The organism is Lysobacter sp. yr284 (genome assembly GCF_900107375.1).
GTDB lineage: Bacteria > Pseudomonadota > Gammaproteobacteria > Xanthomonadales > Xanthomonadaceae > Lysobacter.
In genome coordinates this window covers 165778-190587 of the sequence record NZ_FNPT01000001.1, presented here as the reverse complement: position 1 = coordinate 190587, position 24810 = coordinate 165778, and the positions used below count along the sequence as shown (strand labels likewise).

Annotated in this window: 17 protein-coding genes; 6 read left to right on the top strand and 11 right to left on the bottom strand. The window is 70.3% G+C overall.

What is annotated here, in order from left to right; translation table 11 throughout:
* Positions 1 to 851: 851 nt before the first annotated feature.
* From BLV01_RS00680 to pbpC, 4 genes are all read left to right on the top strand, one after another.
* Positions 852 to 5753, top strand: coding sequence for an alpha-2-macroglobulin family protein (locus BLV01_RS00680; RefSeq protein WP_091794561.1), 4902 nt, complete (start codon positions 852 to 854; stop codon positions 5751 to 5753).
* On the top strand, positions 5750 to 6817 hold the full coding sequence (locus tag BLV01_RS00675; RefSeq protein WP_091793154.1) for a hypothetical protein: 1068 nt from the start codon (positions 5750 to 5752) through the stop codon (positions 6815 to 6817). Before BLV01_RS00680 ends, BLV01_RS00675 begins: the two co-directional genes overlap by 4 nt.
* A 113-nt stretch (positions 6818 to 6930) precedes the next feature.
* A complete protein-coding gene (locus tag BLV01_RS00670; RefSeq protein WP_139178357.1) occupies positions 6931 to 8016 on the top strand; it encodes a hypothetical protein in 1086 nt (361 codons plus the stop codon).
* Positions 8017 to 8176: 160 nt separating this feature from the next.
* The gene (pbpC, locus tag BLV01_RS00665; RefSeq protein WP_091793149.1) at positions 8177 to 10573 is read left to right on the top strand and encodes a penicillin-binding protein 1C; all 2397 of its coding nucleotides are present in this window, start codon (positions 8177 to 8179) and stop codon (positions 10571 to 10573) included.
* A 140-nt stretch (positions 10574 to 10713) separates the two neighbouring features.
* Here pbpC and BLV01_RS00660 read toward each other — a convergent pair whose 3' ends face one another.
* Positions 10714 to 11103 (bottom strand): hypothetical protein, encoded by a 390-nt coding sequence (locus BLV01_RS00660; protein ID WP_091793147.1) that lies wholly within the window; start codon positions 11101 to 11103, stop codon positions 10714 to 10716.
* A gap of 6 nt (positions 11104 to 11109) precedes the next feature.
* The gene (locus BLV01_RS00655) at positions 11110 to 11856 is read right to left on the bottom strand and encodes a hypothetical protein (RefSeq protein WP_091793145.1); all 747 of its coding nucleotides are present in this window, start codon (positions 11854 to 11856) and stop codon (positions 11110 to 11112) included.
* Positions 11857 to 12123: 267 nt separating this feature from the next.
* Between BLV01_RS00655 and BLV01_RS00650 the strand changes: the two genes are divergently transcribed.
* The gene (locus BLV01_RS00650; RefSeq protein ID WP_091793143.1) at positions 12124 to 12726 is read left to right on the top strand and encodes an NAD(P)H-dependent oxidoreductase; all 603 of its coding nucleotides are present in this window, start codon (positions 12124 to 12126) and stop codon (positions 12724 to 12726) included.
* A gap of 213 nt (positions 12727 to 12939) precedes the next feature.
* Here the strand turns inward: BLV01_RS00650 and BLV01_RS00645 are convergent, their stop codons facing one another.
* Both BLV01_RS00645 and BLV01_RS00640 read right to left on the bottom strand, forming a co-directional pair.
* Positions 12940 to 13599, bottom strand: coding sequence for a ferritin-like domain-containing protein (locus BLV01_RS00645; RefSeq protein ID WP_091793141.1), 660 nt, complete (start codon positions 13597 to 13599; stop codon positions 12940 to 12942).
* A 115-nt stretch (positions 13600 to 13714) separates the two neighbouring features.
* Positions 13715 to 14191, bottom strand: a complete 477-nt coding sequence (locus BLV01_RS00640; protein WP_091793139.1) for a peroxiredoxin — start codon at positions 14189 to 14191, stop codon at positions 13715 to 13717.
* 209 nt (positions 14192 to 14400) lie between these two features.
* Here BLV01_RS00640 and BLV01_RS00635 point away from each other — a divergent pair, with 209 nt between their 5' ends.
* Positions 14401 to 15297 (top strand): DnaJ C-terminal domain-containing protein, encoded by an 897-nt coding sequence (locus BLV01_RS00635; RefSeq protein WP_091793137.1) that lies wholly within the window; start codon positions 14401 to 14403, stop codon positions 15295 to 15297.
* A gap of 346 nt (positions 15298 to 15643) precedes the next feature.
* On the opposite strand, the gene BLV01_RS00630 is transcribed toward BLV01_RS00635, so the two are convergent.
* The 7 genes from BLV01_RS00630 to BLV01_RS00600 all read right to left on the bottom strand — a co-directional run bounded on the left by BLV01_RS00630 (position 15644) and on the right by BLV01_RS00600 (position 24629).
* On the bottom strand, positions 15644 to 16015 hold the full coding sequence (locus tag BLV01_RS00630) for a response regulator (protein WP_091793135.1): 372 nt from the start codon (positions 16013 to 16015) through the stop codon (positions 15644 to 15646).
* Positions 16016 to 16074: 59 nt separating this feature from the next.
* Entirely contained in the window at positions 16075 to 17067 is a 993-nt protein-coding gene (locus BLV01_RS00625) for a YhdH/YhfP family quinone oxidoreductase (RefSeq protein ID WP_091793133.1), read from the bottom strand.
* Positions 17068 to 17128: 61 nt separating this feature from the next.
* Positions 17129 to 18127, bottom strand: a complete 999-nt coding sequence (locus tag BLV01_RS00620) for a hypothetical protein (RefSeq protein WP_091793131.1) — start codon at positions 18125 to 18127, stop codon at positions 17129 to 17131.
* A gap of 55 nt (positions 18128 to 18182) precedes the next feature.
* Positions 18183 to 18776 (bottom strand): LOG family protein, encoded by a 594-nt coding sequence (locus BLV01_RS00615; RefSeq protein WP_091793129.1) that lies wholly within the window; start codon positions 18774 to 18776, stop codon positions 18183 to 18185.
* 133 nt (positions 18777 to 18909) lie between these two features.
* Positions 18910 to 20334, bottom strand: coding sequence for a dihydrolipoyl dehydrogenase (gene lpdA, locus BLV01_RS00610; RefSeq protein ID WP_091793127.1), 1425 nt, complete (start codon positions 20332 to 20334; stop codon positions 18910 to 18912).
* A 148-nt stretch (positions 20335 to 20482) separates the two neighbouring features.
* On the bottom strand, positions 20483 to 21694 hold the full coding sequence (gene sucB, locus BLV01_RS00605; protein WP_091793125.1) for a dihydrolipoyllysine-residue succinyltransferase: 1212 nt from the start codon (positions 21692 to 21694) through the stop codon (positions 20483 to 20485).
* Positions 21695 to 21797: 103 nt separating this feature from the next.
* The gene (locus tag BLV01_RS00600) at positions 21798 to 24629 is read right to left on the bottom strand and encodes a 2-oxoglutarate dehydrogenase E1 component (protein ID WP_091793123.1); all 2832 of its coding nucleotides are present in this window, start codon (positions 24627 to 24629) and stop codon (positions 21798 to 21800) included.
* Positions 24630 to 24810 lie beyond the last annotated feature (181 nt).

The window sequence follows — 24810 nt, the reverse complement described above, 5'->3', positions numbered from 1 at the left end:
GGGTTTCGCGCGGATGCCGCGGCACGATTGCGCGGCGGAATCGACGCTAGGCAGGCGGGCAGGGGCGGGCAACGCGGCGTGCCGCGGTCACATCCGGAGCGCGACGTTTTCCGGGGCGGTTTTCGCGGCGGTTTCGGGCGAAACCGTTGCCGCGATTGGCTTGGCTAAATCCCGGATTCAAAAGGAGAAATCTTGAAAAAAGTAATAATGTTCCAGGATTTATGCTGCAGTGCAGCATAAGATTGGAGTGCGGGCGAGGCTTGTCGCGTGCGGGCGGCCGTCGATTATGTGACGGGTATTTATATTCGGCGGAGGGCGGTATTTTTTTCCGGTCTTTTACGCGGTTTCAATTGCGCGCCGGGCGCGGAGTAATCCGCCGGTCAATACCGCGTTGTGACCGCCGGTTCGCTGGTTTTGAGGCGGTGGCGGGCATTATCGGAAAGCGGCGGCGTACATAACCTTTGCTCATGGCGGCGGGCATGAAGCGAAAACCGAAGCGGCCGCACAGAACGCGCCCGGCAACGGCATTGGCGGTCGCGCTTTCGTCGGCGCGGCGCGAGCCGCGAGGAAGGGAGCAGGTCGCGACGCGAACCTGCGACCCCGCGGCCGCGGCTTGCGCCGCTGCTGCACGGAGTCATCGAGGCGGGCGCCGCGGATGTGCGCCGCGCGTGCCGCCTTCACGCAAGGCCTCGTTCGGCGATTACCGCCTGCATGTACACGCTCTATACTGCGTCGCAGTTTCCTGAGAGATACGCATGATGCGAACGCAGCTTCCGGTCGGCCCCGCGGATGGAACCGCCCTCTCCAGCTCTCCGCCGCGCCGGCGCGCGGGCGTCTCCCGCGCCGCGCTGATGCGCATTGCCGCCGCCGTGCTGGTCGCGGCTACGGTGCTGGTCGCCGGCTGCAAGCGCGACGGCAGCGGCCAGTTGCCGACCGCCGGCGGCGAGGCCATCGTGGTCAAGCGCGAAGCGGTCAAGGGCTTCGCCCTGGTCGCGGCCTACCCGGACCAGAAGCGCGGCGACGAACTCGCCATCGCCCTGGAATTCAGCCAGCCGCTGGTCGGCACCCAGGACTTCGACCAGCTGCTGGCGGTGGCCGACAAGAACGGCGCCGCGGTCGAGGGCAGCTGGGTGCTCGACGACGGCGGCAAGATCCTGCGCTTCCCGCATGTGGAAGCGAGCAAGGACTACACCGTCACGATCAAGGCCGGCCTGACCGCCGCGTCCGGCGACCGCATCGGCGCGGAAGTGGTCAAGCAGGTCTACACCGGCCCGCTCGAACCGGTGGTCGGCTTCGCCTCGCAGGGCAGCGTGCTGCCGGCGCGCGACAGCCGCGGCCTGCCGGTGGTGTCGATCAACGTGGCCGAGGTCGACGTCGAGTTCCTGCGGGTCAAGGACAAGGAACTGCCGAAGTTCTTCGCCGAGTACCAGCGCGGCGGGCGCAAGGGCAGCTGGGAGCTGGAGCGCGACTGGGACGAGAAGAAGCCGCTGTCCAAGCTGGCCGAACCGGTCTACGTCAACCGCTTCGTGCTCGGCGGCAAGCCCAACGAGCGGGTCCTGACCTACCTGCCGCTGCAGGAGATCAAGGAGCTGCAGCAGCCCGGCCTGTATTTCGCGGTGATGAAGCGCGCCGGCCAGTTCAAGGACGAGTTCGAGACCGCGTTCTTCACCGTCAGCGACCTGGGCCTGCACGCGCGCGCTTACAAGGACCAGCTGTTCGTGCACGTGGCCTCGCTGGAGAAGGGCGAGGCGGTCGGCGGGGTCGAGCTGAAGGTGATCGGCGCCGACGGCGAGCCGGTGCTCAAGGGCCAGACCGACAGCAACGGCAACGCCTTGCTCAACTACAAGCTCGACGCGGCCCAGGTGCTGATCGCCGGCAAGGGCAGCGACGTGTCGATGCTGCCGTTCAACCAGCCGGCGCTGGACCTGTCCGAGTTCGCCGTGGCCGGGCGCGAGCAGGCCTGGTTCGATGTGTTCGCCTGGTCCGGCCGCGACCTCTACCGCCCCGGCGAGACCGTGCGCCTGTCGGCGCTGCTGCGCGACCAGGACGGCAAGCCCGTGGACACCAAGGGCAAGGCGATGCAGCCGGTGTTCCTGCGCTATGTGCAGCCCGACGGCAAGACCTTCCTGGAAACCCGCCTGCAGCCCGATGCGCAGGGCTATGTGCGCCATGCGCAGCTCATTCCCGCCGACGCCGCGACCGGCCGCTGGCGGGTCGAGTTCCGCACCGATCCGGCCAGCAAGGAAGCGGTGCAGGGCATGACCCTGCGGATCGAGGAGTTCCTGCCCGAGCGCTTGAAGCTCGACCTCGACGCGCCGGCGGTGCTGCGTCCGGGCCAGCCGTTCAAGCTCGGCGTGCAGGCGGCGTATCTGTACGGCGCGCCGGCCGCGGGCAACCGCTTCACCGCCAAGATGACGGTGGCGGTGGAGCAGCATCCGCTGGAGCAGATGCCCGGCTATTTCTTCGGCGACCCGACCCTGAGTCTGCCCAAGGAAGCCAAGGACGTGGTCGACACCTCGCTGGACGAAGCCGGCGAGCTGTCGCAGGACATCGCCTTGCCCGACGAGGCCAAGCCGGTCAGCACCATCGCCGCGATCGTCACCGGCAGCGTCTACGAGAGCGGCGGCCGCAGCGTCAACCGCAGCGTCAAGCGGGTGCTGTGGCCGGCCGACGCGCTGGTCGGCGTGCGCCCGCTGTTCGACGACAAGGACGGCGCCGACAGCAACGCCACGGTCGGCTTCGAACTGATGCGCGTGGGCAGCGACGGCAAGCCGCGCCCGGCCAGCGGCGTGCGCGCGACCCTGGTGCGCGAGCGCCGCGACTACCACTGGAACTACGGCGAGGAAGGCGGCTGGAAGTACGACTTCACCCGCCGCTTCGAGGACGTGGAAACCCGCAGCGTCGATCTCGGCGCCAACGCGTCCAAGCTCAGCTTCCAGGTCGAGTGGGGCGAGTACCGCCTCGACGTGTTCGACCCGCAGACCAAGATCACCACCCGCTATCCGTTCCGCGCCGGCTGGAGCTGGGACGACCAGAACCGCGGCCTCGACGCGCGTCCCGACAAGGTCAAGCTGGCGCTGGACAAGACTTCGTACAAGTCCGGCGACACGCTGGAGGTGACGGTGACGCCGCCGCACGAAGGTCCGGGCCTGTTGATGGTCGAGACCGACCGCATGGTCTACGTGCAGGCGATCGCCGCCAAGGCCGGCAGCAAGTTCAAGATCCCGGTCACCGAGGCCTGGGAGCGCCACGACGTCTACGTCACCGCGCTGGTGTTCCGCGGCGGCAGCGCGCCGAGCAAGATCACCCCGGCGCGCGCGGTCGGCGTGGCCTTCGTGCCGATGGACCGGCGCGAGCGCAAGGTCGCGGTCGGCCTGAACGTGCCCAAGCTGATGAAGCCCGAGCAGGACCTGCCGGTGACCGTCAGCGCGCCGCAGTTGGCCGGCAAGGACGCCTACGTCACCGTCTCGGCGGTGGACGTGGGCATCCTCAACATCACCCGCTTCGCGGTGCCCGACGCGGCCGCGCACTTCTTCGCCCAGCGCCGGCTCGGCGTGGATTCCTACGACGTGTACGGGCGGGTGATCGAGAGCTTCGACGGCGAGAGCGCCAAGATCCGTTTCGGCGGCGACATGGCGCTGCAGGCGCTGCCGCAGGCGCGGCGGCCAACCGCGCGGGTGCAGACGGTCGATCTGTTCGCCGGCCCGGTCAAGCTCGACGCGCAGGGCATCGCCCGGATCAAGCTGGCGGTGCCGGACTTCAACGGCACCTTGCGGGTGTCGGCGCTGGTGTATTCCGGCGGCAGCTACGGCAACCGCGACGCCGAGACCATCGTGCGCGCGCCGGTGCTGGCCGAGGCGAGCACGCCGCGGGTGCTGGCGCCGGGCGACCGCAGCAACGTGACCCTGGACGTGCAGAACTTCACCGGCAAGCCGGGCGAGTTCAAGGTCAAGGTCGAAGGCATCGGCCCGCTGTCGCTGGACGGCGGCGAGCACACCCTGGCCCTGGGCGTGGACGCGAAGAAGACCCTGACCTTCCCGGTGACCGCGCGCGAGGGCTACACGGTCGCGCAGGTGCGGGTGCAGGTGGACGGCAACGGCTACAAGGTCGACCGCCGCTACGACCTGCCGGTGCGCCCGGCGTGGCCGTCGGTGCTGCGTTCGCGCACCCGCGTGCTCGACGAGATCGGCGCGATCCAGCTCGGCAGCGAGTTCGCCGACGGCCTGATGCCGGATTCTGTCAGCGCGCGCATGGTGGTCAGCGCGTTGCCGCCGATCCCGTTCGCCAGCGCGCTGCAGGGCGCGCTGGAATACCCGTACGGCTGCGCCGAGCAGACCACGAGCAAGGGCTATGCCGCGCTCGAACTCGACGAGGCCACGGCCAAGATGCTCGGCGTCAAGGGCATCGACGCCAAGCAGCGGCGCGCGCGCATGGAAGGCGCGTTCGGCCGACTGGCGGCGATGCAGATCGCCTCGGGGCATTTCTCGATGTGGGGCGACGGCGACTACGTCAACCCGGCGCTGACCCCGTACGTGGTCGAGTTCCTGCTCGACGCGCGCGACGCCGGCTTCGCCGTGCCCGAGACCATGCTGCAGAAGGCGCTCAAGGCGCTCGGCGAGGACCTGCTGTCGGGCAACGCCTCGTTCTACGGCTACGACCGCCGCGAGCACCTCAAGTTCGCCTACCAGGCCCACGCCGGCTACGTGCTGGCGCGGGTCAACCGCGCTCCGCTGGGCACCTTGCGCGCGCTGTACGACAACGACCGCAAACAGAGCCTGACCGGGCTGCCGCTGGTGCACCTGGGCCTGGCGCTGAGCCTGCAGGGCGACAAGGCGCGCGGCGCCAAGGCGATCAAGGAAGGCTTCGGCCGCGATTCGTCGCAACGCCCCGAGTACCTGGGCGACTACGGCAGCCGCCTGCGCGACGACGCGCTGATGATCGCGCTGGTGCACGAGCACAAGCTGTCGCAGCCCGAGTACGACGCGCGTGCGGTGGCGATGGGCCGCGACCTGGATGCGCGCCGCAACAGCGGCTGGCTGTACCTGAGCACCCAGGAGCAGGTCGCGCTGGCGCGGCTGGGCAAGGCGCTGATGGCCGACCAGGGCAAGCAGCTGTCGGGCCGCTGGACCGTCGCCGGCGGTTCCACCGACGCCGAGCCGGCCAAGCTGATCGGCCGCGCCTTCGACTTCGCCCAGTTGGCCGCCGGCGTGAGCTTCGCGCCGAACGGGCCGACCCCGCTGTACGCCAGCTTCGAAGTCGCCGGCGTGCCGCGTACGCCGCCGGCCGCGGACGGCTCGAAGATCGAGGTCACGCGCAAGTACTACACCACTGAAGGCAAGGAATGGTCCGGCGGCAGCCTGGTCGAGGGCGAGGCGCTGATCGTGCAGGTCGCGATCAAGGCCCGCAGCGCGATGCCCGACGCCTTGCTGACCGACCTGCTGCCGGCCGGCCTTGAGATCGAGAACTTCAACCTCGGCGACGCCAAGCAGTGGGCCGGCGTGGTCGTGGACGGGATCGAAATCTCCGAGCGCTCCAGCGCCGCCGACGTCAAGCACGAGGAGTTCCGCGACGACCGCTACGTCGCCGCGCTCAAGCTCGACGACGGCCGCACCGCGCGGGTGTTCTACCTGGTGCGCGCGGTGACGCCGGGTACTTACACGGTGCCGCCGTCGCTGGTCGAGGACATGTACCGGCCTGAGCTGCGCGGCGTCGGCAGGGCCGCGCCGGCCAGCCTGACGGTGCGTCAGCCGTGACCGCGGCGACGCGCGCGGGACGCATCGCGCGTCCCGCCGCGGCCAGCGTCGCGCTGTGCGCGGCGCTGCTGGCGCTGGCGCCCGGATGCAAGCGCCAGGGCGCCTCGACCAGCTCGCAGGCGGCCGAGGCCTCGGTCGCGCCGGCGCCGGCGCCTTCGCCGGCCGCCGATCCGGCGCTGAACTGGGGCGGCACCACGCCACACGACAAGCCGCCGCTGCCCGATCCCTTGATCGCGCAGGCCGAGGCGGTCATGCGCAAGGCCGATCCGGTGTTCGACAAGTTCGAGGTCAACTACGTCACCGGCGATCTCGACCGCGACGGCCGCGACGATGTCGTGATCGAATACGGCATCGGCGACGAAGGCGCGATGCGCCATGTCGCCAAATCGGTGCGGGTGCTGCTGGCGCGCGACGGCGGCCTGCAGCTGCAAGCCGACCAGACCGACAAGTTCGAAGACTGCCCGGCGGTGCGCGAGATCCGCGACGGCCGCTTGTGGGCCGACGGGCTGGAAGCGTGCATGCTGCCGTTCCCGCGCACCTTGAACTACTACCAGTTCGAATGGCGCAACGGCGCGCTGGTGCGGGTGTCGACCGAGGATGCGCGGCAGCGGGTGCTGTCGCGCCTGCGGGCGATGCGCGAGGCGATCGAGGCAGGCAAGCTGTCGGCCCTGGACGCCAACCTGCGACCGGGCCCGCCGATCCGCGGCGAAGCCGCGCCGGCGCCCGACCCGGTCCTCGCCGACGCTGATCGGCGTCGCGCTTTCGCCGATGCGGTCGGCCTCTTGAGCCGCCTCGAATTGAAGCGGCTCGATCCTCACGAGAGCGTCGTCAGCTTCGTCAAACCGCGCGGCGCCGACGCCGGCGAGCGCAAGCTGCTCATCGACACAGCGCCTGACGATGCGACCGTCGAGATCGACGGCTACACCTACGTGGTCGACGCGCGCGCGACCGTGGAATGGCCGGAAGGCGACGGCGTCGGCTATCACCTGCGCTGGCGCCTGATCGACGGCGAGCTGTATCTGGAAGAAGCCGACGCGCACGATCTCGACGGCCTGGAAAGCTGAGAGCGCCGCGCCCGCGCCGGCCGCGACGGCGGCCGCGCCCCCATTCGACCGAAGTTTCGGTCACGACCTTCGGCCGGCCCCCGCCGGTCGCGAACACCGGCAAGGAGCGATAGATGCGTTACACCCGATTGTCCGCCGCGTTGCTGATCGGCTTGGCGTTGGCCGCCTGCAAGGCCGCCGACCCGTCCGCCGCCGAAGCGCCGGCCGCCCAGGCCGCGGCACCTGCCGCCGCGGCGCCGGCTAAACCTGTTGCCGACCCCAAGCAAACCGCCGAAGCCGCCTTCGCCGCGTTGCGCAAGCGCGTGCCGGACTTCGAGCGCCTGGGCTATGAGCACTTGGTCGGCGACCTCGACGGCGACGGCGTCGACGACGTCGTGGTCGCCTACGGCGAGGGCACGCCCGACGCGCAGATGGCGACGCTGAAGAAGTGGGCGGCGATCCTCAGCCGCGCCGATGGCCCGCAGTTGCTGCCGGCCGCCGACACGCCCGACGACTGCGTGTACCTGGACAAGATCGCGCACGGCAAGCTGACCCTGCAGGTGCCCGACATTTGCACCGCCGCGCGGCCCAAGACCCGCGAGTACCTGACCTACGCCTGGAACGGCAAGACCCTGGCCAAGCTCGCCAGCGAAACCGCCGACGCGCGCGTGCGCCAGCGCCTGGGCGCGCTGGCCGACGCGTTCGCGCGCAAGGACCGCAAGGCGATCCTGGACGCGTTCAAGTTCCCGATCCCGCTCGGCCAGGTGCCGGTGCAGGGCACGCCGCTGGGCGACGAGGCCGAGCGCAACAACGACCGCATCGACCGGGCCATGGCCGAGCGCCATTTCGACAACCTGTTCCCGGCGCAGCGCCTGGCCGACTACGCGCTGCTGCTGGACCGGGTGCGCGCGCTCAAGCCCGAGCCCGACCAGGAAGGCGGCGAGACCGCCTACGGCCAGCGCAGCCAGGGCGAGGAGACCGAGTGGTCGGAACTGCGGATCGACTGGGACCCGGACGAAGACCGCGACGAAGGCAACGAGGAACTGATCCAGGCGCGGATCGAAGTCAGCGGCGGCATCGGCAAGGACGTCAAGGCCGAAGCCAAGACCCTGGGCGAAGTGCTCGACCGCGAGAAGGCCAGCCGGCGCGTGTACGAAGAGATGCGCCTGTTCCTGATCGACGGCGAACTGCGCATCCAGCTGCCCAACGGCGCCGGCTGAGCGGCGACGCACGGCGGGCTCGCGACCGGGCCCGCGCTTGTGGGAGGGGCGTCAGTCCCGACGCTGTCGCTTCCTTTCGCTGCGAACTGCCGATGCGTCCGGCGAGCTGAAACGACAGCGTCGGGACTGACGTCGCTCCCACCACAGAACCGAAGTTTCGATGCCGTCGCTCTCCGCCGCCACCGCCACGCCCCCGCGCCGCATCCGCCTGCGCCGCGCCGCGCTGTGGGCGACCCTGGCGCTGGCGTGCCTGGCGATCGCCGCGATGCTGCTGGACCTTGCCTTCCCGCTGCCGTTGCCGCGCGCGCGCGACGCCGGCGCGGTGGTGGTCGCGCGCGACGGCACGCCGCTGCGCGCGTTCGCCGACCGCGACGGGGTGTGGCGTTATCCGGTCGCCGCCAGCCAGGTGTCGCCGCTGTACCTGCAAGCGCTGCTCAACTACGAAGACCGCTGGTTCTTCCGCCATCCGGGCATCAACCCCGCGGCGATGGCGCGCGCGGCGGCGCAATGGCTGCGCAGCGGGCGGGTGGTGTCCGGCGGTTCGACCCTGACCATGCAGGTCGCGCGCATCCTCGACGCCGAGCCCGGCGAACCGCGCCGCAGCCTGTGGGCCAAGAGCCGGCAGATGCTGCGCGCGCTGCAGCTCGAAGCGCATCTGTCCAAGCCGCAGATCCTCGCGCTCTACCTCAACCGCGCGCCGTTCGGCGGCACCGTGGAGGGCGTGGAAGCGGCGAGCTGGGCCTATCTGGGCAAGCCGTCCTCGCGCCTGTCGCACGCCGAGGCCGCGCTGCTGACGGTGCTGCCGCAATCGCCGAGCCGGCTGCGCCCGGACCGCGAGCCCGAGCGCGCGCGCGTCGCCCGCGACAAGGTGCTCGCGCGCATGGCGCAACTGGGCGTGTGGACGCGCGCCCAGGTCGCCGACGCCCAGCTCGAGCCGGTGGTGGCGCGCTCGCTGCAGCCGCCGCGGTTCGCGCCGCTGCTGGCGCAGCGCCTGCGCTTCGCCAACCCGCGCGCGGCGCGGGTGGTCTCGACCATCGATCCGCAGTTGCAGCGCACCCTGGAAGACCGCGTCGCCGCGTACTTCTCGAGCCTGCCCGAACGCACCTCGGCGGCGCTGCTGGTGGTCGACAACGCCAGCCTGGAAGCGCGCGCCTACGTCGGCTCGGTGACCTTCGGCGACGCCGCGCGGCTGGGCCACGTCGACATGGTCCAGGCCTGGCGCTCGCCCGGTTCCACCCTCAAGCCGTTCCTGTACGCATTGGCGATGGACGACGGGCTGATCCATTCGGAAAGCCTGTTCGTCGATGCGCCGCAATCCTTCGGCGGCTACCGCCCGGGCAACTTCGACACCGCCTTCAACGGGCCGGTGGGCGCGGCCAGCGCGCTGCGGCTGTCGCTCAACATCCCGGCGGTGGATTTGCTCGACCGGGTCGGCCCGACGCGCTTCTCCGCGCGCCTCGCCCACGCCGGCATCGACCTGCAATGGCCGCGCGGCGCGCAGCCGAACCTGGCGATGATCCTCGGCGGCACCGGCGCGCGCCTGGAAGACCTGGTCGGCGCGTATGCCGCGTTCAACCGCGGCGGCATCGCCGGGCGGGTGCGCTATCAACGCGGGGCGCCGAAAATCGAGCGCCGCTTGCTGTCGCCGGGCGCGGCCTGGATCGTGCGCGAAATCCTCGAAGCCAACCCGCGCCCCGGCAGCGTCGAGCAGACCTTCGACGCCGGCGGCCGCCCGCGCGTGGCCTGGAAGACCGGCACCAGCTACGGCTTCCGCGACGCCTGGGCGCTGGGCAGCACGCGCCGCTACACCGTCGGGGTGTGGGTCGGCCGGCCCGACGGCACGCCGTTGCCGGGCCAGTACGGCGCGGTGACCGCGCTGCCGCTGTTGTTCGAGACCATCGACAGCCTGCCGCGCCTGCGAGGCGACGCGGTGCCGCTGCCGCCGCCTGCGAACGTGCGCCAGATCGAGGTGTGCTGGCCGCTGGGCCTGCCGCCGGACCCGGCGCAGCCGCAGTTGTGCCAGCGCCGCCGCGAGGCCTGGACGCTCGACGGTTCGGTGCCGCCGACCTTCGCCGAGCGCGACGCGCGGCTGTGGAGCGCGGGCGTGGAGCGCTTCGACGTGGATGCGCGCAGCGGCCTGCGGCTGTCGGCCGACTGCGCGCGCGAGCATGTGCGCGAGGCGCGCGCGCTGGCGCGCTGGCCGGCGCTGGCCTCGCCGTGGCTGCCGGCGGACACCCGCCGGGCTTCGCGGCTGCCGCCGCTGTCGCCGGACTGCAGCGCCGACGGCCGCGACGCCGCCGAGGAACTGCGCATCGAAGGCATCGACGATCTCGCCACGCTCGCGCGCGCGCCCGGCAGCGCGACGCCGCTGCGGCTGTCGGTGCGCGCGCTCGGCAGCGACGCGCGGGTGCGCTGGCTGCTCGACGGCCGCTGGATCGGCGAGACCGACGGCCGCGGACGCCTGGACTACGACTTCGGCGAGCCGGGCGAACATACGCTGACCGCGTTGGCCGACACCGGCGCGTGGTCGCGGGTGCGGTTCAAGGTGCTGCGCTGAGCGAGGTGCAGGACTGATCGAGGCGCTGGGCTGAGGCTGTTGTGGGAGGGGCTTCAGCCCCGACGCTTTTGTGTCAGGCGACAGCGATCTGAAACAAAAGCGTCGGGGCTGAAGCCCCTCCCACAAAAGCTCCGCCGCGCTCAATCCAGCGAATACGGCGGCGGCTCGATCTGCGCCGACAAGCCGCTGCGCGCGAGCGCCTGCGCATAACGCTCGGCCTCGATCACGGTCAGCTCCGCCAGCGCGCCGTCCTCGCGCAGCGCGCGCAGCACCTCGCGGGCGGCTTGCCCGCTCTGCGCGGCGAGGCAGGCCGCGGCGCGCAAGGTGTCGGCCTCGTTGCGGTGCTCAGGCGCGAGGGTGAGCCGGTGGCGCATCGCGACGATCCGCGCCAGGTCCGGCCGGGTGGTCGCCGCGGCCGTGCCGCAGCGGGTGCAGGTCACCAGCAACGACAGGCCCTGGATTTCGCTGCGGATCGTCGCTTGCTCGCCGCAGGGGCAGAACTGGAACGCCTCGCCGTTGTTCGCGTCCATGCCGCGTCAGCTCCGATCCGCGCGCTGCGCGGCGAACACATCGCCGACGGACTGCGCGCCCGGCGCGTAACGCGCGCCGGCGAAGCCGGCCGCGGCGGCGAGCAGGGCCAACAGCAGGAACGGCAGCGCGGTGCGGCGCAACGCGGTCGACAGCCAGTGCTGCGATTCGATCCGGCGCAGGCGCCGGTACAGGCCGCCGGCCAGCGCCACGTCGAGCAGTAGCTCGGCCATCAGGCCCGGCGCGATCCACACCACCCACCCGGCGGCGAGCACGGCGCCCAGGGCGATGGCGATCGCGATCAGCACCCAGCCGAAGTCGTCGGCGCCGTCGAGCAGCGAGAAGCCCGAGCCGTTATCGGCGTCGGCGTCGGCGCTGCGCGGCAGCGGCAGCGACGATGGCGCCGGCGCCGGCGCGTCGAAACCGGCGTGGGCGCCGCCGCCGCCGCTGTGGCCGCCGCCGCCGTTCCAGCCGGCGCTCGAGGGGCCGCCGCCCGGGCCGCCGAAATCGGGCAGATCGATGTTGTCCAACGCGCGGCCGCGGCTGCGCGCCCAGGTCCACAGCAACAGCAGGAACGCCGCGTAGGCGGCGCAGGCGGCGAGGGGATAGCGTAGGGCCATGCCGTGCAGCCCGGCCTGCAGCAGCGCGAACGAGGCCAGGAAGCCGACCGCGCCGGTCAGCAGCACGATCAGGCTCATCTGCAGGCGGGGCCAGTGGTCGCGTTCCAGGCGTTCGCGCAGCCGCGCGATTTCCATGTGTCGGCTCATGCCGCGAGTGTAAGCACGCGCCGCGGCCGTTTTCGCCGGTGCGGCCGCGCTTGCGCTGCCGTTCGGTTCAGGCTCGTGTGGGAGGGACTTTAGTTCCCACGCTTTTGGTCCCAGAGCGCGACGTCGCACCCGACACATCGCCTCGCCGGGAACCGGGTTGGCGCCGGAACCGGTCGTCAGCCGATTGACACCAATCTTTACGAAAAGTAACTTACATTAAGTAAGTTACTTTTCGTAATTTCAATCGGAGCCGCCATGCACGTCTTGATCGTCCTCGCCCATCCCGCCGCCGATTCGTTGACCCATGCCGTCGCCGCGAAAGTGGGCGAGGGCGCCCGCGCCGCCGGCCACAGCGTCGAACTCGCCGACCTCGCCGCCGAGGGCTTCGACCCGCGCTACGGCCAGGCCGACCACGACGCCTACCGCGGCCATGCGCCGCTGCCGGCCGACGTGCTCGCCGAACAGGCGCGGATCGACCGCGCCGACACGGTGGTGCTGGTCTACCCGGTGTACTGGTGGTCGATGCCGGGGTTGCTCAAGGGCTGGATCGACCGCACCTTCGCCAACGGCTGGGCCTACGCGACCCAGGACGGCCGCGCGACCGGCCGCCTGCAGCGCCTGCGCGTGCACCTGCTGGGTTTGGGCGGCGCCGACGAGCGCGCCTACCTCAAGCATGCCTACGACGTGGCGATGAAGACCCAGATCGACCATGGCATCTTCGATTACTGCGGCGCGTGCGTAGTCAGTTCGAGCTTTCGTTTCGACAGCGAGGAACGCGACGCGACCGCGCACCTGCAGGCGGCGTTCGAGCTGGGGCGCGGATTGTTCGTCGAAGGCGCGCAGTGCGCGGCGGCGTAGGCATGGGCGCAGGTGGGTTCGTCGTCGGTGCGTTGGCGCGGTCGCGGCTTGCGCCGCTCCTACAGGGGCCGTCGCAGCTTCGGACTTGCCCTGTAGGAGCGGCGCAAGCCGCGACCGCGTCGCAACCGATCGCGCCGCAACCGGCTATCGCGCGCAGGCACGCCGTCGCAAACGCAGAAGCTCAACGCGTACTGCGGCGCCGGCGGCGGCCGCTCAGCGCCCGGTCCAGCCGTCGAGCATGTCGGCCAACTCGTCGGCATGCTCCTCTTCCTGCGCCAGGATGTGTTCCATCATGCGCTTGGTCGTGGTGTCCTTGTCGCCGATGAAGTCGATGATCGCGCGGTAGCTGTCGATGGCGATGCGTTCGGCGATCAAGTCTTCCTTGACCATGTCGCGCAGGTCGCTGCCTTCCACGTATTCGGCGTGGGCGCGGCGCGACAGCGCGTCGGGGTTGAGGTCGGGTTCGCCGCCGAGCTGGACGATGCGCTCGGCGATCAGGTCGGCGTGGGCCTGTTCTTCGTTGGCGTGTTCGAGGAACTCGGACTTGATCGCATCGGCCATCAGCCCGCTGGCCATGAAGTAGTGGCGCTTGTAGCGCAGCACGCAGACGATCTCAGTGGCCAGGGCGTCGTTGAGCAGCCGGATCACCGCTTCGCGGTCGGCGGCGTAGCTGGCGGTGATCGCGCCGTCCTCGATGTGCTTGCGGGCGCGGGCGCGGATGGCGTCGATGTCGGCGACGAAGGCCGAGGGACGGGCCGTGCCGGACTTGCCGGAGGCCTTGCCGGCGGACGCGCCGGATGCGGGGGCGGCGACCTTGGGCGCGGCGGCCTTGGAAGAAGCGGTTTGGCGCGGGCTGACTGGCTTGGCGGACATGACGTCTCCTGGCGGGTCGGGGGAAGGGCTACCTCGGGTGCGTGAAGCGGGGCGATGAAAAAGCGAGCGCATGCGCGGCGGCCGGGCCCGCGCGCGGCGGGCCCGGCGACGCGGATCAGACCTGTTCGAGCATGTATTCGGCCGAGGACACCCGGTACTCGCCGGGTTCCTCGACATGCAGCTGCTTGACCACGCCGTTCTCGACGTACAGGGCGAAGCGCTTGGCGCGCGTGCCCATGCCGTAGGCGCTGGCGTCCAGCTCCAGGCCGAGCGCGCGGGTCAGGTCGCCGTTGCCGTCGGACAGCATCAGCATGCCGTCGGGCACGTGCTGGCTCTGCGCCCAGGCCTGCATGACGAAGGGATCGTTGACGGCCAGGCAGGCCACTTCGATGCCCTTGTCGCGGAACTGCTGGAAGTGCTCGACGAAGCCCGGCAGGTGCTTTTCCGAACAGGTCGGAGTGAAGGCGCCGGGCACCGCGAACAGCACCGCCTTGCGGTCGTCGAACAGGGCGCGGGTATCGACCGTCTCGATGCCTTCGTTGATGCGCTTGAGCGCGACTTCGGGCAGGCGGTCGCCGACCTGGATGCTCATGGGATTCTCCTGGGGTGAGGGTGGAGTCTAGGAAGCCGGGGCTAAACTTTGCGTCAAAGCCGGGCGTCGGATCGCTTCGAGCCGGGCGAACGCGGTGGGCGGCTTGAAAACGCGCCGGTCGTCGCCATGCTGTGGGGTTAATGATGCGTCAAGGCGGCCTGTGCGGACAGCGCTGCGCTTGGCGCTTGCGCCGTGGGAGCGAGCATCGAATGCAGTTCAAGGATTACTACGAGACCCTGGGCGTGGAGCCCAGCGCCGGCGAGGCCGAGATCAAGACCGCCTACCGCCGGCTGGCGCGCAAGTACCATCCCGACGTCAGCAAGGAAGCCGGCGCGGAAGAGAGCTTCAAGGCCGTCAACGAGGCCTACGAGGCGCTGCGCGATCCGCAGAAGCGCGCCGCCTACGATCAGCTGCGCGTGCGCGGCTACCGGCCGGGCGACGAAGTGCAGCCGCCGCCGGGCGGTTTCGGCGGCGGCCCGGGCGGTCCGGACTTCGAGGAGATCTTCGCCGGCGGCGGCGCGGGCGGTGGCTTCAGCGATTTCTTCGAGACCTTGTTCGGGCGCGGACGCGCCGCGCCCGGCGCGGGCGGCTTCAACCAGCGCGCCGCGCCGCCGCGCGGCGACACCCGCGCGCGGTTGGCCGTGTCGCTGGAGACCGTCTACGAAGGCGGGCAGGTGCGCATCTCGGTGAACCACAAGACCCTGGACGTGCGCGTGCCCAAGGGCATCCGTCCGGGCCAGCTGATCCGCCTGGCCGGGCAGGGCACGCACGGCGACCTGCTGCTGGAGATCGAATACGCCGCGCACCCGCAGTTCGAAGTGGACGGGCGCAACGTCATCCACGTGCTGGAGCTGGCGCCGTGGGAAGCGGCGTTGGGCGCCAGCGTCAGCGTGCCGACCCTGGGCGGCGCGGTCGAGCTGAAGATCCCGGCCAACTCCGAAGCCGGCCGCAAGCTGCGCCTGCGCGGCCGCGGCCTGCCCGGCACGCCGGCGGGCGACCAGATCGTCGAGCTGGAAGTGCTGGCGCCGCGCGCGGACACCGACGCGCAGCGCGAAGCCTACGAAGGCCTGCGCGCGGCGTTCGGCGAGGATTGGCGGCGCGTCTGAGTTTGCGCGCGGGCCGTGCCTGAGCCAGGCCCGGCGGCGCTGGTGCGAGGGCCTCCAGGCCCGACGCCTTTCGATCCGCTGCGGCGATGCATCGAAGCGCCCCGAGCCGAAAGCGGCGGGGCTGAAGCCCTCCCACAGCCGTGCCCCGCCGCGCCCATCCAGCGACATGATCGACGGCGCGGCCCGGCCGACGGGCGGAACCCCGCCACGCCGGCGAACAAGACCGCTGACACACGCGTGCGCGGCAGTGCCCGCGGATTGCGCGGCGCCCAAACGCAAGAATCCCGGCCTGGGCCGGGATTCCCGCATTCATCCGATGCCGCCGCGGCCGCGGGCCGGGCCCGGTTCAGCCGGCCGAGGGCAACAACTGGCCGATGATCTCGGACAGGTCGGTCTCGCTGAACGGCTTGGTGATGTAGGCCTTGGCGCCCTGGCGCATGCCCCACACCCGGTCGGTGTCCTGGTCCTTGGTGGTGACCAGGACGATCGGGATGTGCTTGGTGCTGGCTTCGCGGCAGATCGAGCGGGTGGCCTGGAACCCGTTGAGGTTCGGCATGACCACGTCCATCAGGATCAGGTCGGGCAGCTCGCGCTTGGCGGCCTCGACGCCGGCGGCGCCGTCTTCTGCGGTGAGGGCCTCGTGGCCCAGCTTCTCGACGATGCGACGGATGCCCATCAGCTGGGACGGCGAATCGTCGACGATCAAAATACGCGCCATATCTTTCCCCTGGAACTTGCGGCCGATTGTAGCGACGCGCCGCGCGGCTGCAATGCCAACTAGATCACGACCAGGGTCCGGCCCAGCGAGCCGCCGGCCAGCATGGCCGGGAAGACCTGCGGCAGCTCGGACAGGGCCACTTCGCGGGTGCAGATGCGGTCCAGGTGGGCCGGCTTCCAGTCGCTGGCCAGGCGCTGCCAGATCTCGTCGCGGATCGCGCGCGCGGTGCCGGCCGAGGCGACGCCGAGCAGGGACGCGCCGCGGATGATGAACGGCATTACCGTGGTGTCCAGCTCGTGGGTCGCGGCGAGGCCGGCGGTGGCGACGTTGCCGTACGGCGCGGTCTGCGCGAGCAGGCTGGCGAGCATCGGCCCGCCGACGTTGTCCAGGCCGCCGCCGAAGCGCGCCGACTCCATCGGCCGGGTCGTGGCCAGGGCGTCGCGGCCGAGCACCTGGCTGGCGCCGATCGACTTGAGGTAATCGGCCTGGTCGGCCTTGCCGCTGATCGCGTGCACCTCGAAGCCGGCGCGGCTGAAGATGTCGAGCGCGAGCGAGCCCACGCCGCCGCTGGCGCCGGTGACCGCGAGCGGGCCCAGCTCCGGCGCCTGGCGGTTTTCCAGCAGCCGGAACAGCGCCAGCGCCGCGGTGAAGCCGGCGGTGCCCAGCACCATGCTCTCGCGCAGGCTCAGCCCGGCCGGCAGCGGGATCGCCCACTTCGCCTCCAGCCGCGCGTACTCGCTGTAGCCGCCGTCGCGGACTTCGCTGAGGCCGCAGCCGGTGACCAGCACCGCGTCGCCTTCCTTGAACTTGGCGTCGCTGGAGGCGACCACGTGCCCGGCCACGTCGATGCCGCCGACCAGCGGGAACTTGCGCAGGATCTTGCCTTCGCCGGTGCCGGCGAGCGCGTCCTTGAAGTTGATCGAGGAGTAAGCGGACTTGATCACGACCTCGCCCGGGGCGAGATCGTCGATCGACACCGCTTCGATGCCGCTGCGATAGCCGGCGTCGTCGTTGTGGATGCGGAAGGCGTTGAACGCGGCGGGGACGGTCATGGCGCGGGCTCCGGAAGCAGACCGCGATGATAGCCCAGCGTCGACGCGCGCCGCGGCGCGCTCAGCGCTTGCCGGCGCGAGCCCGCACGGGTTTTGCCCCGCGTTTCTTCGCATCTTTTGCCTCATCGGCCGGGTCGTCGGCTTCGGTCGCGCCGGCCGGCAGCAGGCGGATGCGTCCGTCTTCGATTTTCCACAGCAGGCGGTTGCGCACGGTGGTGACGTAGATCGGCTTGCGATATTGCAGGCTCATGAACGCGTGGAAGCAGGTCGGCGTGTCCGAGGTCAGGTGGCCGATCGTCAGCGCTTCGACTTTTTCCAGTTCGCGCGGATCCAGGTTGACGCAACTGCGGGTCTGCTCGAAGCGCTCGAGCACGCGGCTGCCGTCGCGCGACACGCGCAACAGCGCGTGGCCGCCGAGCGGCAGCGAATCGTCCGTCCACGGCGACATCAGGAACACCAGGATCTGCGCGGGTTGTTCGGGCTCGCTCCATTCTATGGCGACGGTGTTCGGCGGCGCGTTGGCGCAGTACGTCATCGATTGCGCGCGCGCGAGCTTGATCGCGGCCAGCAGGCGCAGCTCGCGCTCGCTGGCCGGCTGCGGCGGGTCGAGCCGGCGCGAGTCGCGCGCCGCCAGCGGCGTGCGCAACGGCAGCGAGGACTGCGCGAACGCGACCGTGCGGCCGTCGGCGCGGGCGAAGTAGCGCACGTCGACGCGGTCGCCGTTTTCCTCGCTGAGCCAGCCGGCCGGTTCGCCGGGCAGCGAACTCAGCGCGCCGGCCGCGTTGAGGGAATCGCTGGTCAGCCAGGCGGCGATGTCGTGACGGCGCAGGATCGTGCCGAGCGCTTCGGCGCGGGAAACGTCTTCGCGGTAGTCGGCCGGAATCTCGCAGGCGATCCGGCGCGCGGCGGCGTCGACTTCGGCCGGCAGCTGGCGCGCGGCTTCGCAGTCGGTGACCGGAACATACGGCGCGGGCGCAGCGGCGCCGGCGGGAAACGCGGCGCAGGCGGCGAGGCCGGCCACGCACAGGCACGACACGTACAGCCAAGAACGGAAATCCATTTCGTTCTCCTCTCAGGGTGGGCGCCCGCACCGACGGTGCAGGCGCCGGGGCGACTTAGCGCAACGCGCTGCGCCGCTTCTCGTCCAGCCACTTCGACGCCTGCGCCGGCTCGTAGGCGCGCATCCACGCCAGCATCGCGTCGAGGTCGTCGCCGTGCCACAGGTCGCGGCGCTGGTCGGCGTGCAGGAAGCGCTCTTCGACCATGCGGTCGAGCATGCCCATCAGCGGCGAGTAGAAGCCGTCGATGTCGAGGAAGGCGCAGGGCTTGTCGCCGATGCCGAGCTGGCGCCAGGTCAGCATCTCGAACATCTCGTCGAGGGTGCCGAAGCCGCCGGGCAGGGCGACGAAGGCGTCGGCGAGGTCGAACATGCGCTGCTTGCGCTCGTGCATCGAGCCGACGATCTCGAGCTTGCTCAGGCCGCGATGGGCGACTTCCCAGTTGACCAGCTGCTCGGGAATCACCCCGATCGCTTCGCCGCCGGCTTCGAGCACGGCGTCGGCGACCACGCCCATCAGGCCGACGTTGCCGCCGCCGTAGACCAGGGCGACGCCGTCGCGGGCCATGCGCTGGCCCAGCGCCATCGCGCGCTCGCTGTAGATGGGTTTGGAGCCGGCGTTGGAGCCGCAGTACACGCAGAGGGTCTTCATGGTTTTCGCTGCCTCGCAGGGTGGTTCTTGTCGTCGTGGTCGCCGCGTCGCCGGCGGACGCGGCTCGATGCGCGTCGGCGCCGAAACGAAAAACGGCGCACCAGGTGCGCCGTTCTCGTTGCCGCCTGGCCGGTCAGTTGGCCTTGTGGATGGCGCGCTTGTCGACCGCCATCGCCGCGTCGTGGATCGCCTCCGACAGGGTCGGGTGGGCGTGGCAGATGCGCGCGAGGTCGTCGGCGGAGCCCTTGAACTCCATGGTCAGCACGCCTTCGTGGACCAGCTCGGAGACGCCGACGCCGACCAGGTGCAGGCCGAGCACGCGGTCGGTCTCGGCATGGGCGATGACCTTGACGAAGCCGGCCGGCTCGCCCATGGCCACCGCGCGGCCGATCGCCGCGAACGGGAAGCTGCCGGTCTTGTACGGCACGCCGTCGGCCTTGAGCTGCTGTTCGGTCTGGCCGACCCAGGCGATTTCCGGCTCGGTGTAGATCACCCACGGGATGGTGTCGAAGTTGACGTGGCCCGGCAGGCCGGCGATCAGTTCGGCCACCGCGATGCCTTCCTCGAAGCCCTTGTGCGCGAGCATCGGCCCGCGCACGCAGTCGCCGACCGCCCACACGCCGTCGACGCCGGTGTGGCAGTGCTCGTCGACTTCGATCTGACCGCGCTCGTTGAGCTTGACCCCGGTGCCCTCGGCCAGCAGGCCCTTGGACGCGGCGCGGCGGCCGACGGCCACCAGCAGCTTGTCCACGACCAGTTGCTGGTCGGCCTTGCCGTCGTTGTAGGTCAGGTGGACCTCGGAGCCCTTGATCTCGGCCTTGGACACCTTGGCGCCGAGCTTGATGTCCAGGCCCTGTTTCTTGAATTCCTTGGCCGCGGTCTTGGCGACTTCGGCGTCGGCGGCGGCGAGGAAATCGGGCATCGCTTCCAGGATGGTGACTTCCGAACCCAGGCGCTTCCACACGCTGCCCAGTTCCAGGCCGATCACGCCGGCGCCGATCACGCCCAGGCGCTTGGGCACTTCGGTGAAGTCCAGCGCGCCGACGTTGTCGACGATCTTGTCGCCGTCGAACTTGGCGAACGGCAGTTCGATCGAGTCCGAACCGGCGGCGATGATGACGTTGGTGCCCTTGAGCTCGACCTCGGAACCGTCGTGCTGCTTGACCTTGACGATGTTGCCCGGGTGCAGGGTGCCGAAGCCGTAGTACGGCGCGATCTTGTTCGCCTTGAACAGCATCGCGATGCCGCCGGTGAACTGCTTCACGATCTTGTCCTTGCGACCGACCATGGTGCCGACGTCGATCTTGGCGTTGTCGGCGCTGATGCCGTGTTCGCCGAACAGATGCTGCAGGTTCCAGTACTGGCGCGAGCTGTCGAGCAGCGCCTTGGACGGGATGCAGCCCACGCGCAGGCAGGTGCCGCCGAGCGCGGGCTTGCCGTCCTTGCCGAGCGCGGCGTCGATGCACGCGGTCTTCAGGCCCAGCTGCGCGGCGCGGATGGCGGCGTGGTAGCCGGCGGGGCCGGCGCCGATGACGACTACGTCGAATTGCTCAGACATTGAGATTCCTTTGCCTTTCCCTTCTCCCGCGGGCGGGAGAAGGTGCCCGAAGGGCGGATGAGGGGAGGCGCGGGGCAGGGGGCTGGCGTAATCGCGGCTTGCCCTCGGCCCGACCCCTCTCCCGCGAGCGGGAGAGGGGCTTGGGGCATCACATGCCGAGCAGCATGCGGTGCGGATTTTCCAGCTGGTTCTTGATGTCGACCAGGAACAGCACCGCGTCCTTGCCGTCGATGATGCGGTGGTCGTAGGACAGCGCGATGTACATCATCGGCGCGGCGACCACGGCGCCGTTCTCGACGATGGCGCGCTCCTTGATCGCGTGCATGCCCAGGATCGCCGACTGCGGCGGGTTGACGATCGGGGTCGACATCAGCGAGCCGAAGGTGCCGCCGTTGGTGATGGTGAAGGTGCCGCCCTGCAGGTCTTCCAGCGCCAGCTTGCCGTCGCGGGCCTTCTTGGCGTAATCGCCGATGGCCTTTTCGACGTCGGCGAAGCCCATGCGCTCGACGTTGCGCAGCACCGGGGTCACCAGGCCCTTGTCGGTCGACACGGCGATCGAGATGTCGGCGTAGCCGTGGTAGATCACGTCGTTGCCGTCGACCGAGGCGTTGACGATCGGGTGGCGCTGCAGGGCATTCGCGGCGGCCTTGGCGAAGAAGCTCATGAAGCCGAGCTTGACCCCGTTGGCCTTCTCGAAGGACTCGCCCAGCTCCTTGCGCATGGCCATGACCTTGCCCAGGTTGACTTCGTTGAACGAGGTCAGCATGGCGATGGAGTTCTTCGACTGCATCAGGCGCTCGGCGATGCGCGCGCGCATGCGGGTCATCGGCACGCGCTCTTCCGGACGCGCGCCCGCGGCCGAGCCCACGCCGCCGGACTTGGCGTAGTTGAGGATGTCTTCCTTGGTCACCGCGCCCTTGCGGCCGGTGCCTTCGACCTGCGCGGCGTCCACGCCCTGGGTGTTGGCGGCGAAGCGCGCGCCCGGCGGCAGCTGGTCGTTGGCGGCCGGGGCCTTGGGCGCGTCGGCCTTCGGCGTCACCGGCTGCGCACCGGCGGCCGGAGCGGCCTCGGCCTTGGCGGCGGCGGGCGCGGCGGCGGCGGCCGGCTTCGACTCGGCCGCGGCGCCGGCTTCGACGATCGCGATCAGCTGCTGGCTGGTCACGGTCGCGCCTTCCTCGAACTTGATTTCCTTGAGCACGCCGTCGACCGGCGAGGGCACTTCGAGCACCACCTTGTCGGTTTCGAGGTCGACCAGGTTCTCGTCGCGCTTGACCGCGTCGCCCGGCTTCTTGTGCCACGTGGCGATCGTGGCGTCGGAGACCGACTCGGGCAGAACGGGGACTTTGATCTCGGTGCTCATGGGGCAGGCATCCTGGAGTGCTTGAAGGTGGATTTTCGAATCTGGAGTGTTCGGCGAAGCGCCGGCGCCCGCATCGGCGCCGGAGCCTCAAGGAGCCCGCGCCTTACTCGGCGCTGGACTCGCCGTGCAGCGAATTGACCAGCGCGTCGGCGACCAGCTTGGCCTGCTCGGCGACATGGTCGGCCAGGTGGCCGGCCGCCGGCGACGGCGAACGCGCGCGGCCGGTGTAGTGCAGGGCCTGCTTCGGCGCCAGGCACGCGGTCAGGTGGTGGCGGATCTGGTACCACGCGCCCTGGTTCTGCGGCTCTTCCTGGCACCACACCACGTCCTTGGCGCTGGCGAAGCGCTTGAGCTCGGCGGCCAGGGCCTCGCGCGGGAACGGGTACAGCTGCTCGACGCGGACGATGGCGGCGTCTTCCACGCCGTCCTTCTGCGCCTGCTCGTACAGGTCGTAGTAGACCTTGCCCGAGCACAGCACCACGCGCTTGACCTTCTTCGGGTTGGCGGCGTTGTCCGGGATCAGGTGCTGGAACCCGCCGCCGGCCAGCTCGTCCAGGCTCGACACCGCCAGCTTGTGGCGCAGCAGCGACTTGGGCGTCATCACCACCAGCGGCTTGCGCGTGCTCATGCGCATCTGCCGGCGGATCATGTGGTAGGCCTGGGCCGGGGTGGTCGGCGCGCACACCAGCATGTTGTCCAGCGCGCACAGCTGCAGGAAACGCTCCAGGCGCGCCGAGCTGTGCTCGGGGCCTTGGCCTTCGTAGCCGTGCGGCAGGAACAGCGCCAGGCCGCACAGACGGCCCCACTTGGCCTCGCCCGAGGACAGGAACTGGTCGATCACCACCTGCGCGCCGTTGGCGAAGTCGCCGAACTGCGCTTCCCAGATGTCCAGGGTCATGGGATCGGCGGTGGAGTAGCCGTATTCGAACGCCATCACCGCCTCTTCCGACAGCAGCGAGTCGATGATGGTGACGTCGGTCGGGTTGCTCACCAGCCGGCGCAGCGGCACGACATATTCGTCGGTGCTCTGCTCGTGCAGGATCGCGTGGCGGTGGAAGAAGGTGCCGCGGCCGCTGTCCTGGCCGACCAGGCGCAGCTTGTAGCCTTCGCTGACCAGGGTGGCGTAGGCCAGGTTCTCGGCGAAGCCCCAGTCGCCCGGCTGCTCGCCGGCCGACATCTTGCGGCGGTCTTCGTAGATCTTGGCCACGCGCGGGTGCAGCTTGACGGTGTCCGGGACCGCGTTGATCTCGACCGCGAGTTGGTCGAGCCGGGCGCGGTCGAAGGTGGTGTCGACCGGATCGCTGAGCTTGCCCTGCAGGTACTTGGACCAGTCGATGGTGAACTCGTCGGGCTTGACCTCGACCAGTTCGGTGGTGACCTCGCCGGCGTCGAGCTTGTCGCGGTAGCCGTCGACCAGCGCCTGCGCGTCCTCGGCCTTGATCGCGCCTTCGGCGACCAGCTGGTCGGCGTAGAGCTCGCGCGGGGTCTTGTGCTTGCGGATCACCTGGTACATCAGCGGCTGGGTCGCCGCCGGCTCGTCGGCCTCGTTGTGGCCGTGGCGGCGGTAGCAGACCAGGTCGATGACCACGTCGCGGCCGAAGCGCTGGCGGAAGTCCAGCGCCAGCTCGGCGCAGAACACCACCGCTTCGGGGTGGTCGGAGTTCACGTGCAGGATCGGCGCGCCGACCATCTTGGCCACGTCGGTGCAGTACAGCGTGGAGCGCGCGTCCTGGCGCTCGGACGTGGTGAAGCCGACCTGGTTGTTGATGACGATGTGCACGGTGCCGCCGACGGCGAAGCCGCGCGCCTGCGACATCTGGAACAGCTCCATGCCCACGCCTTGTCCGGCGAACGCGGCGTCGCCGTGCAGCAGCACCGGCAGCACCTGGGCGCGGCCGTGCTCGCCGCGGCGGGTCTGGCGCGAACGCACGCTGCCGGCGACCACCGGGTTGACGATTTCCAGGTGCGAGGGGTTGAACGCCAGCGCCAGGTGGACCGGGCCGCCGGGGGTGGCGACGTCGGCGCTGAAGCCCATGTGGTACTTCACGTCGCCGCTCTTGGCGTGCTCGTCGTGCTCGAACTTGCCTTCGAACTCGTCGAACAGCTTGCGCGGCGGCTTGCCCAGGGTGTTGACCAGGACGTTGAGGCGGCCGCGGTGGGCCATGCCGATGACCACGTCCTGCACGCCCTGCTCGCCGGCGCGGCGGATGGTGACGTCCATCAGCGGGATCAGCGCGTCGCCGCCTTCCAGCGAGAAGCGCTTCTGGCCGACGTACTTGGTGCCCAGGTAGCGCTCCAGGCCGTCGGCCGCGGTCAGCCGCTCCAGGATGCGCTTCTTGTCCTCGGCGCTGCGGCCGAACTTGCCGCCGGCCGTTTCCAGGCGCTCGTACATCCAGCGGCGCTGCTCGGCGTCGGCGATGTGCATGAACTCGGCGCCGATCGGGCCGGTGTAGGTCGCCTTGAGCAGGGCGACCAGGTCGCCGAGCTTCATCCGTTCCTTGCCGGCGACGCCGCCGGTGGAGAACTCGACCGACTGGTCGCTTTCGGACAGGCGGTGGAAGCCCAGCGCCAGGTCCGGCGCGTCGGGCTTCTGCAGCAGGCCCAGCGGATCGATGTCGGCGGCGAGGTGGCCGCGCGAACGGTAGGCGGTGATCACCTTGCCGACCATGCGCTCGCGCTCGTCGCCGCCGGAACTGGCGCCGGCGGCGGCGACCGCGCCGCGCGCGGCGGCCTTGCCCGCCTGGGTGATGCTCTCGATCGCCGCCGAGTGCGGCACATCGCCGGCCTCGCGGCCCTTGAAGCCGTCGAAATAGGCTTTCCACTTGGGCCCGACGCTGTCGGGATCGACCAGGTACTGCTCGTACAGGTCTTCGATGAAGGCGGCGTTGGCGCCGAGTTGCGAGGACTGCGAGAACTGCTTCAGGAGACTGTCCACGATGGCTATCGGGAAACTCTATTGGACGGGAGTGGGGTCGGCGCGCGCGGGCATGGCGCCGGGCGCAGACAAGGCTCGGAATTATAGCGGCAGTGTTAAGCGCAAAGGCATAACTACTTACGTCTATGTGGCGGTTTTGGTTCGATTTCCGGCGTCGGGCCGGACCGGACCGTCGAGCGGA

Coding starts and splice junctions, on each gene's coding strand:
- BLV01_RS00640 (WP_091793139.1), bottom strand. CDS start 14,191: ATGAGCATCCAGGTCGGCGACCGCCTGCCCGAAGTCGCGCTCAAGCGC.
- sucB (WP_091793125.1), bottom strand. CDS start 21,694: ATGAGCACCGAGATCAAAGTCCCCGTTCTGCCCGAGTCGGTCTCCGAC.
- BLV01_RS00635 (WP_091793137.1), top strand. CDS start 14,401: ATGCAGTTCAAGGATTACTACGAGACCCTGGGCGTGGAGCCCAGCGCC.
- BLV01_RS00625 (WP_091793133.1), bottom strand. CDS start 17,067: ATGACCGTCCCCGCCGCGTTCAACGCCTTCCGCATCCACAACGACGAC.
- BLV01_RS00615 (WP_091793129.1), bottom strand. CDS start 18,776: ATGAAGACCCTCTGCGTGTACTGCGGCTCCAACGCCGGCTCCAAACCC.
- BLV01_RS00645 (WP_091793141.1), bottom strand. CDS start 13,599: ATGTCCGCCAAGCCAGTCAGCCCGCGCCAAACCGCTTCTTCCAAGGCC.
- BLV01_RS00660 (WP_091793147.1), bottom strand. CDS start 11,103: ATGGACGCGAACAACGGCGAGGCGTTCCAGTTCTGCCCCTGCGGCGAG.
- BLV01_RS00620 (WP_091793131.1), bottom strand. CDS start 18,127: ATGGATTTCCGTTCTTGGCTGTACGTGTCGTGCCTGTGCGTGGCCGGC.
- BLV01_RS00655 (WP_091793145.1), bottom strand. CDS start 11,856: ATGGAAATCGCGCGGCTGCGCGAACGCCTGGAACGCGACCACTGGCCC.
- pbpC (WP_091793149.1), top strand. CDS start 8,177: ATGCCGTCGCTCTCCGCCGCCACCGCCACGCCCCCGCGCCGCATCCGC.
- lpdA (WP_091793127.1), bottom strand. CDS start 20,334: ATGTCTGAGCAATTCGACGTAGTCGTCATCGGCGCCGGCCCCGCCGGC.
- BLV01_RS00650 (WP_091793143.1), top strand. CDS start 12,124: ATGCACGTCTTGATCGTCCTCGCCCATCCCGCCGCCGATTCGTTGACC.
- BLV01_RS00630 (WP_091793135.1), bottom strand. CDS start 16,015: ATGGCGCGTATTTTGATCGTCGACGATTCGCCGTCCCAGCTGATGGGC.
- BLV01_RS00680 (WP_091794561.1), top strand. CDS start 852: ATGCGCATTGCCGCCGCCGTGCTGGTCGCGGCTACGGTGCTGGTCGCC.
- BLV01_RS00670 (WP_139178357.1), top strand. CDS start 6,931: ATGCGTTACACCCGATTGTCCGCCGCGTTGCTGATCGGCTTGGCGTTG.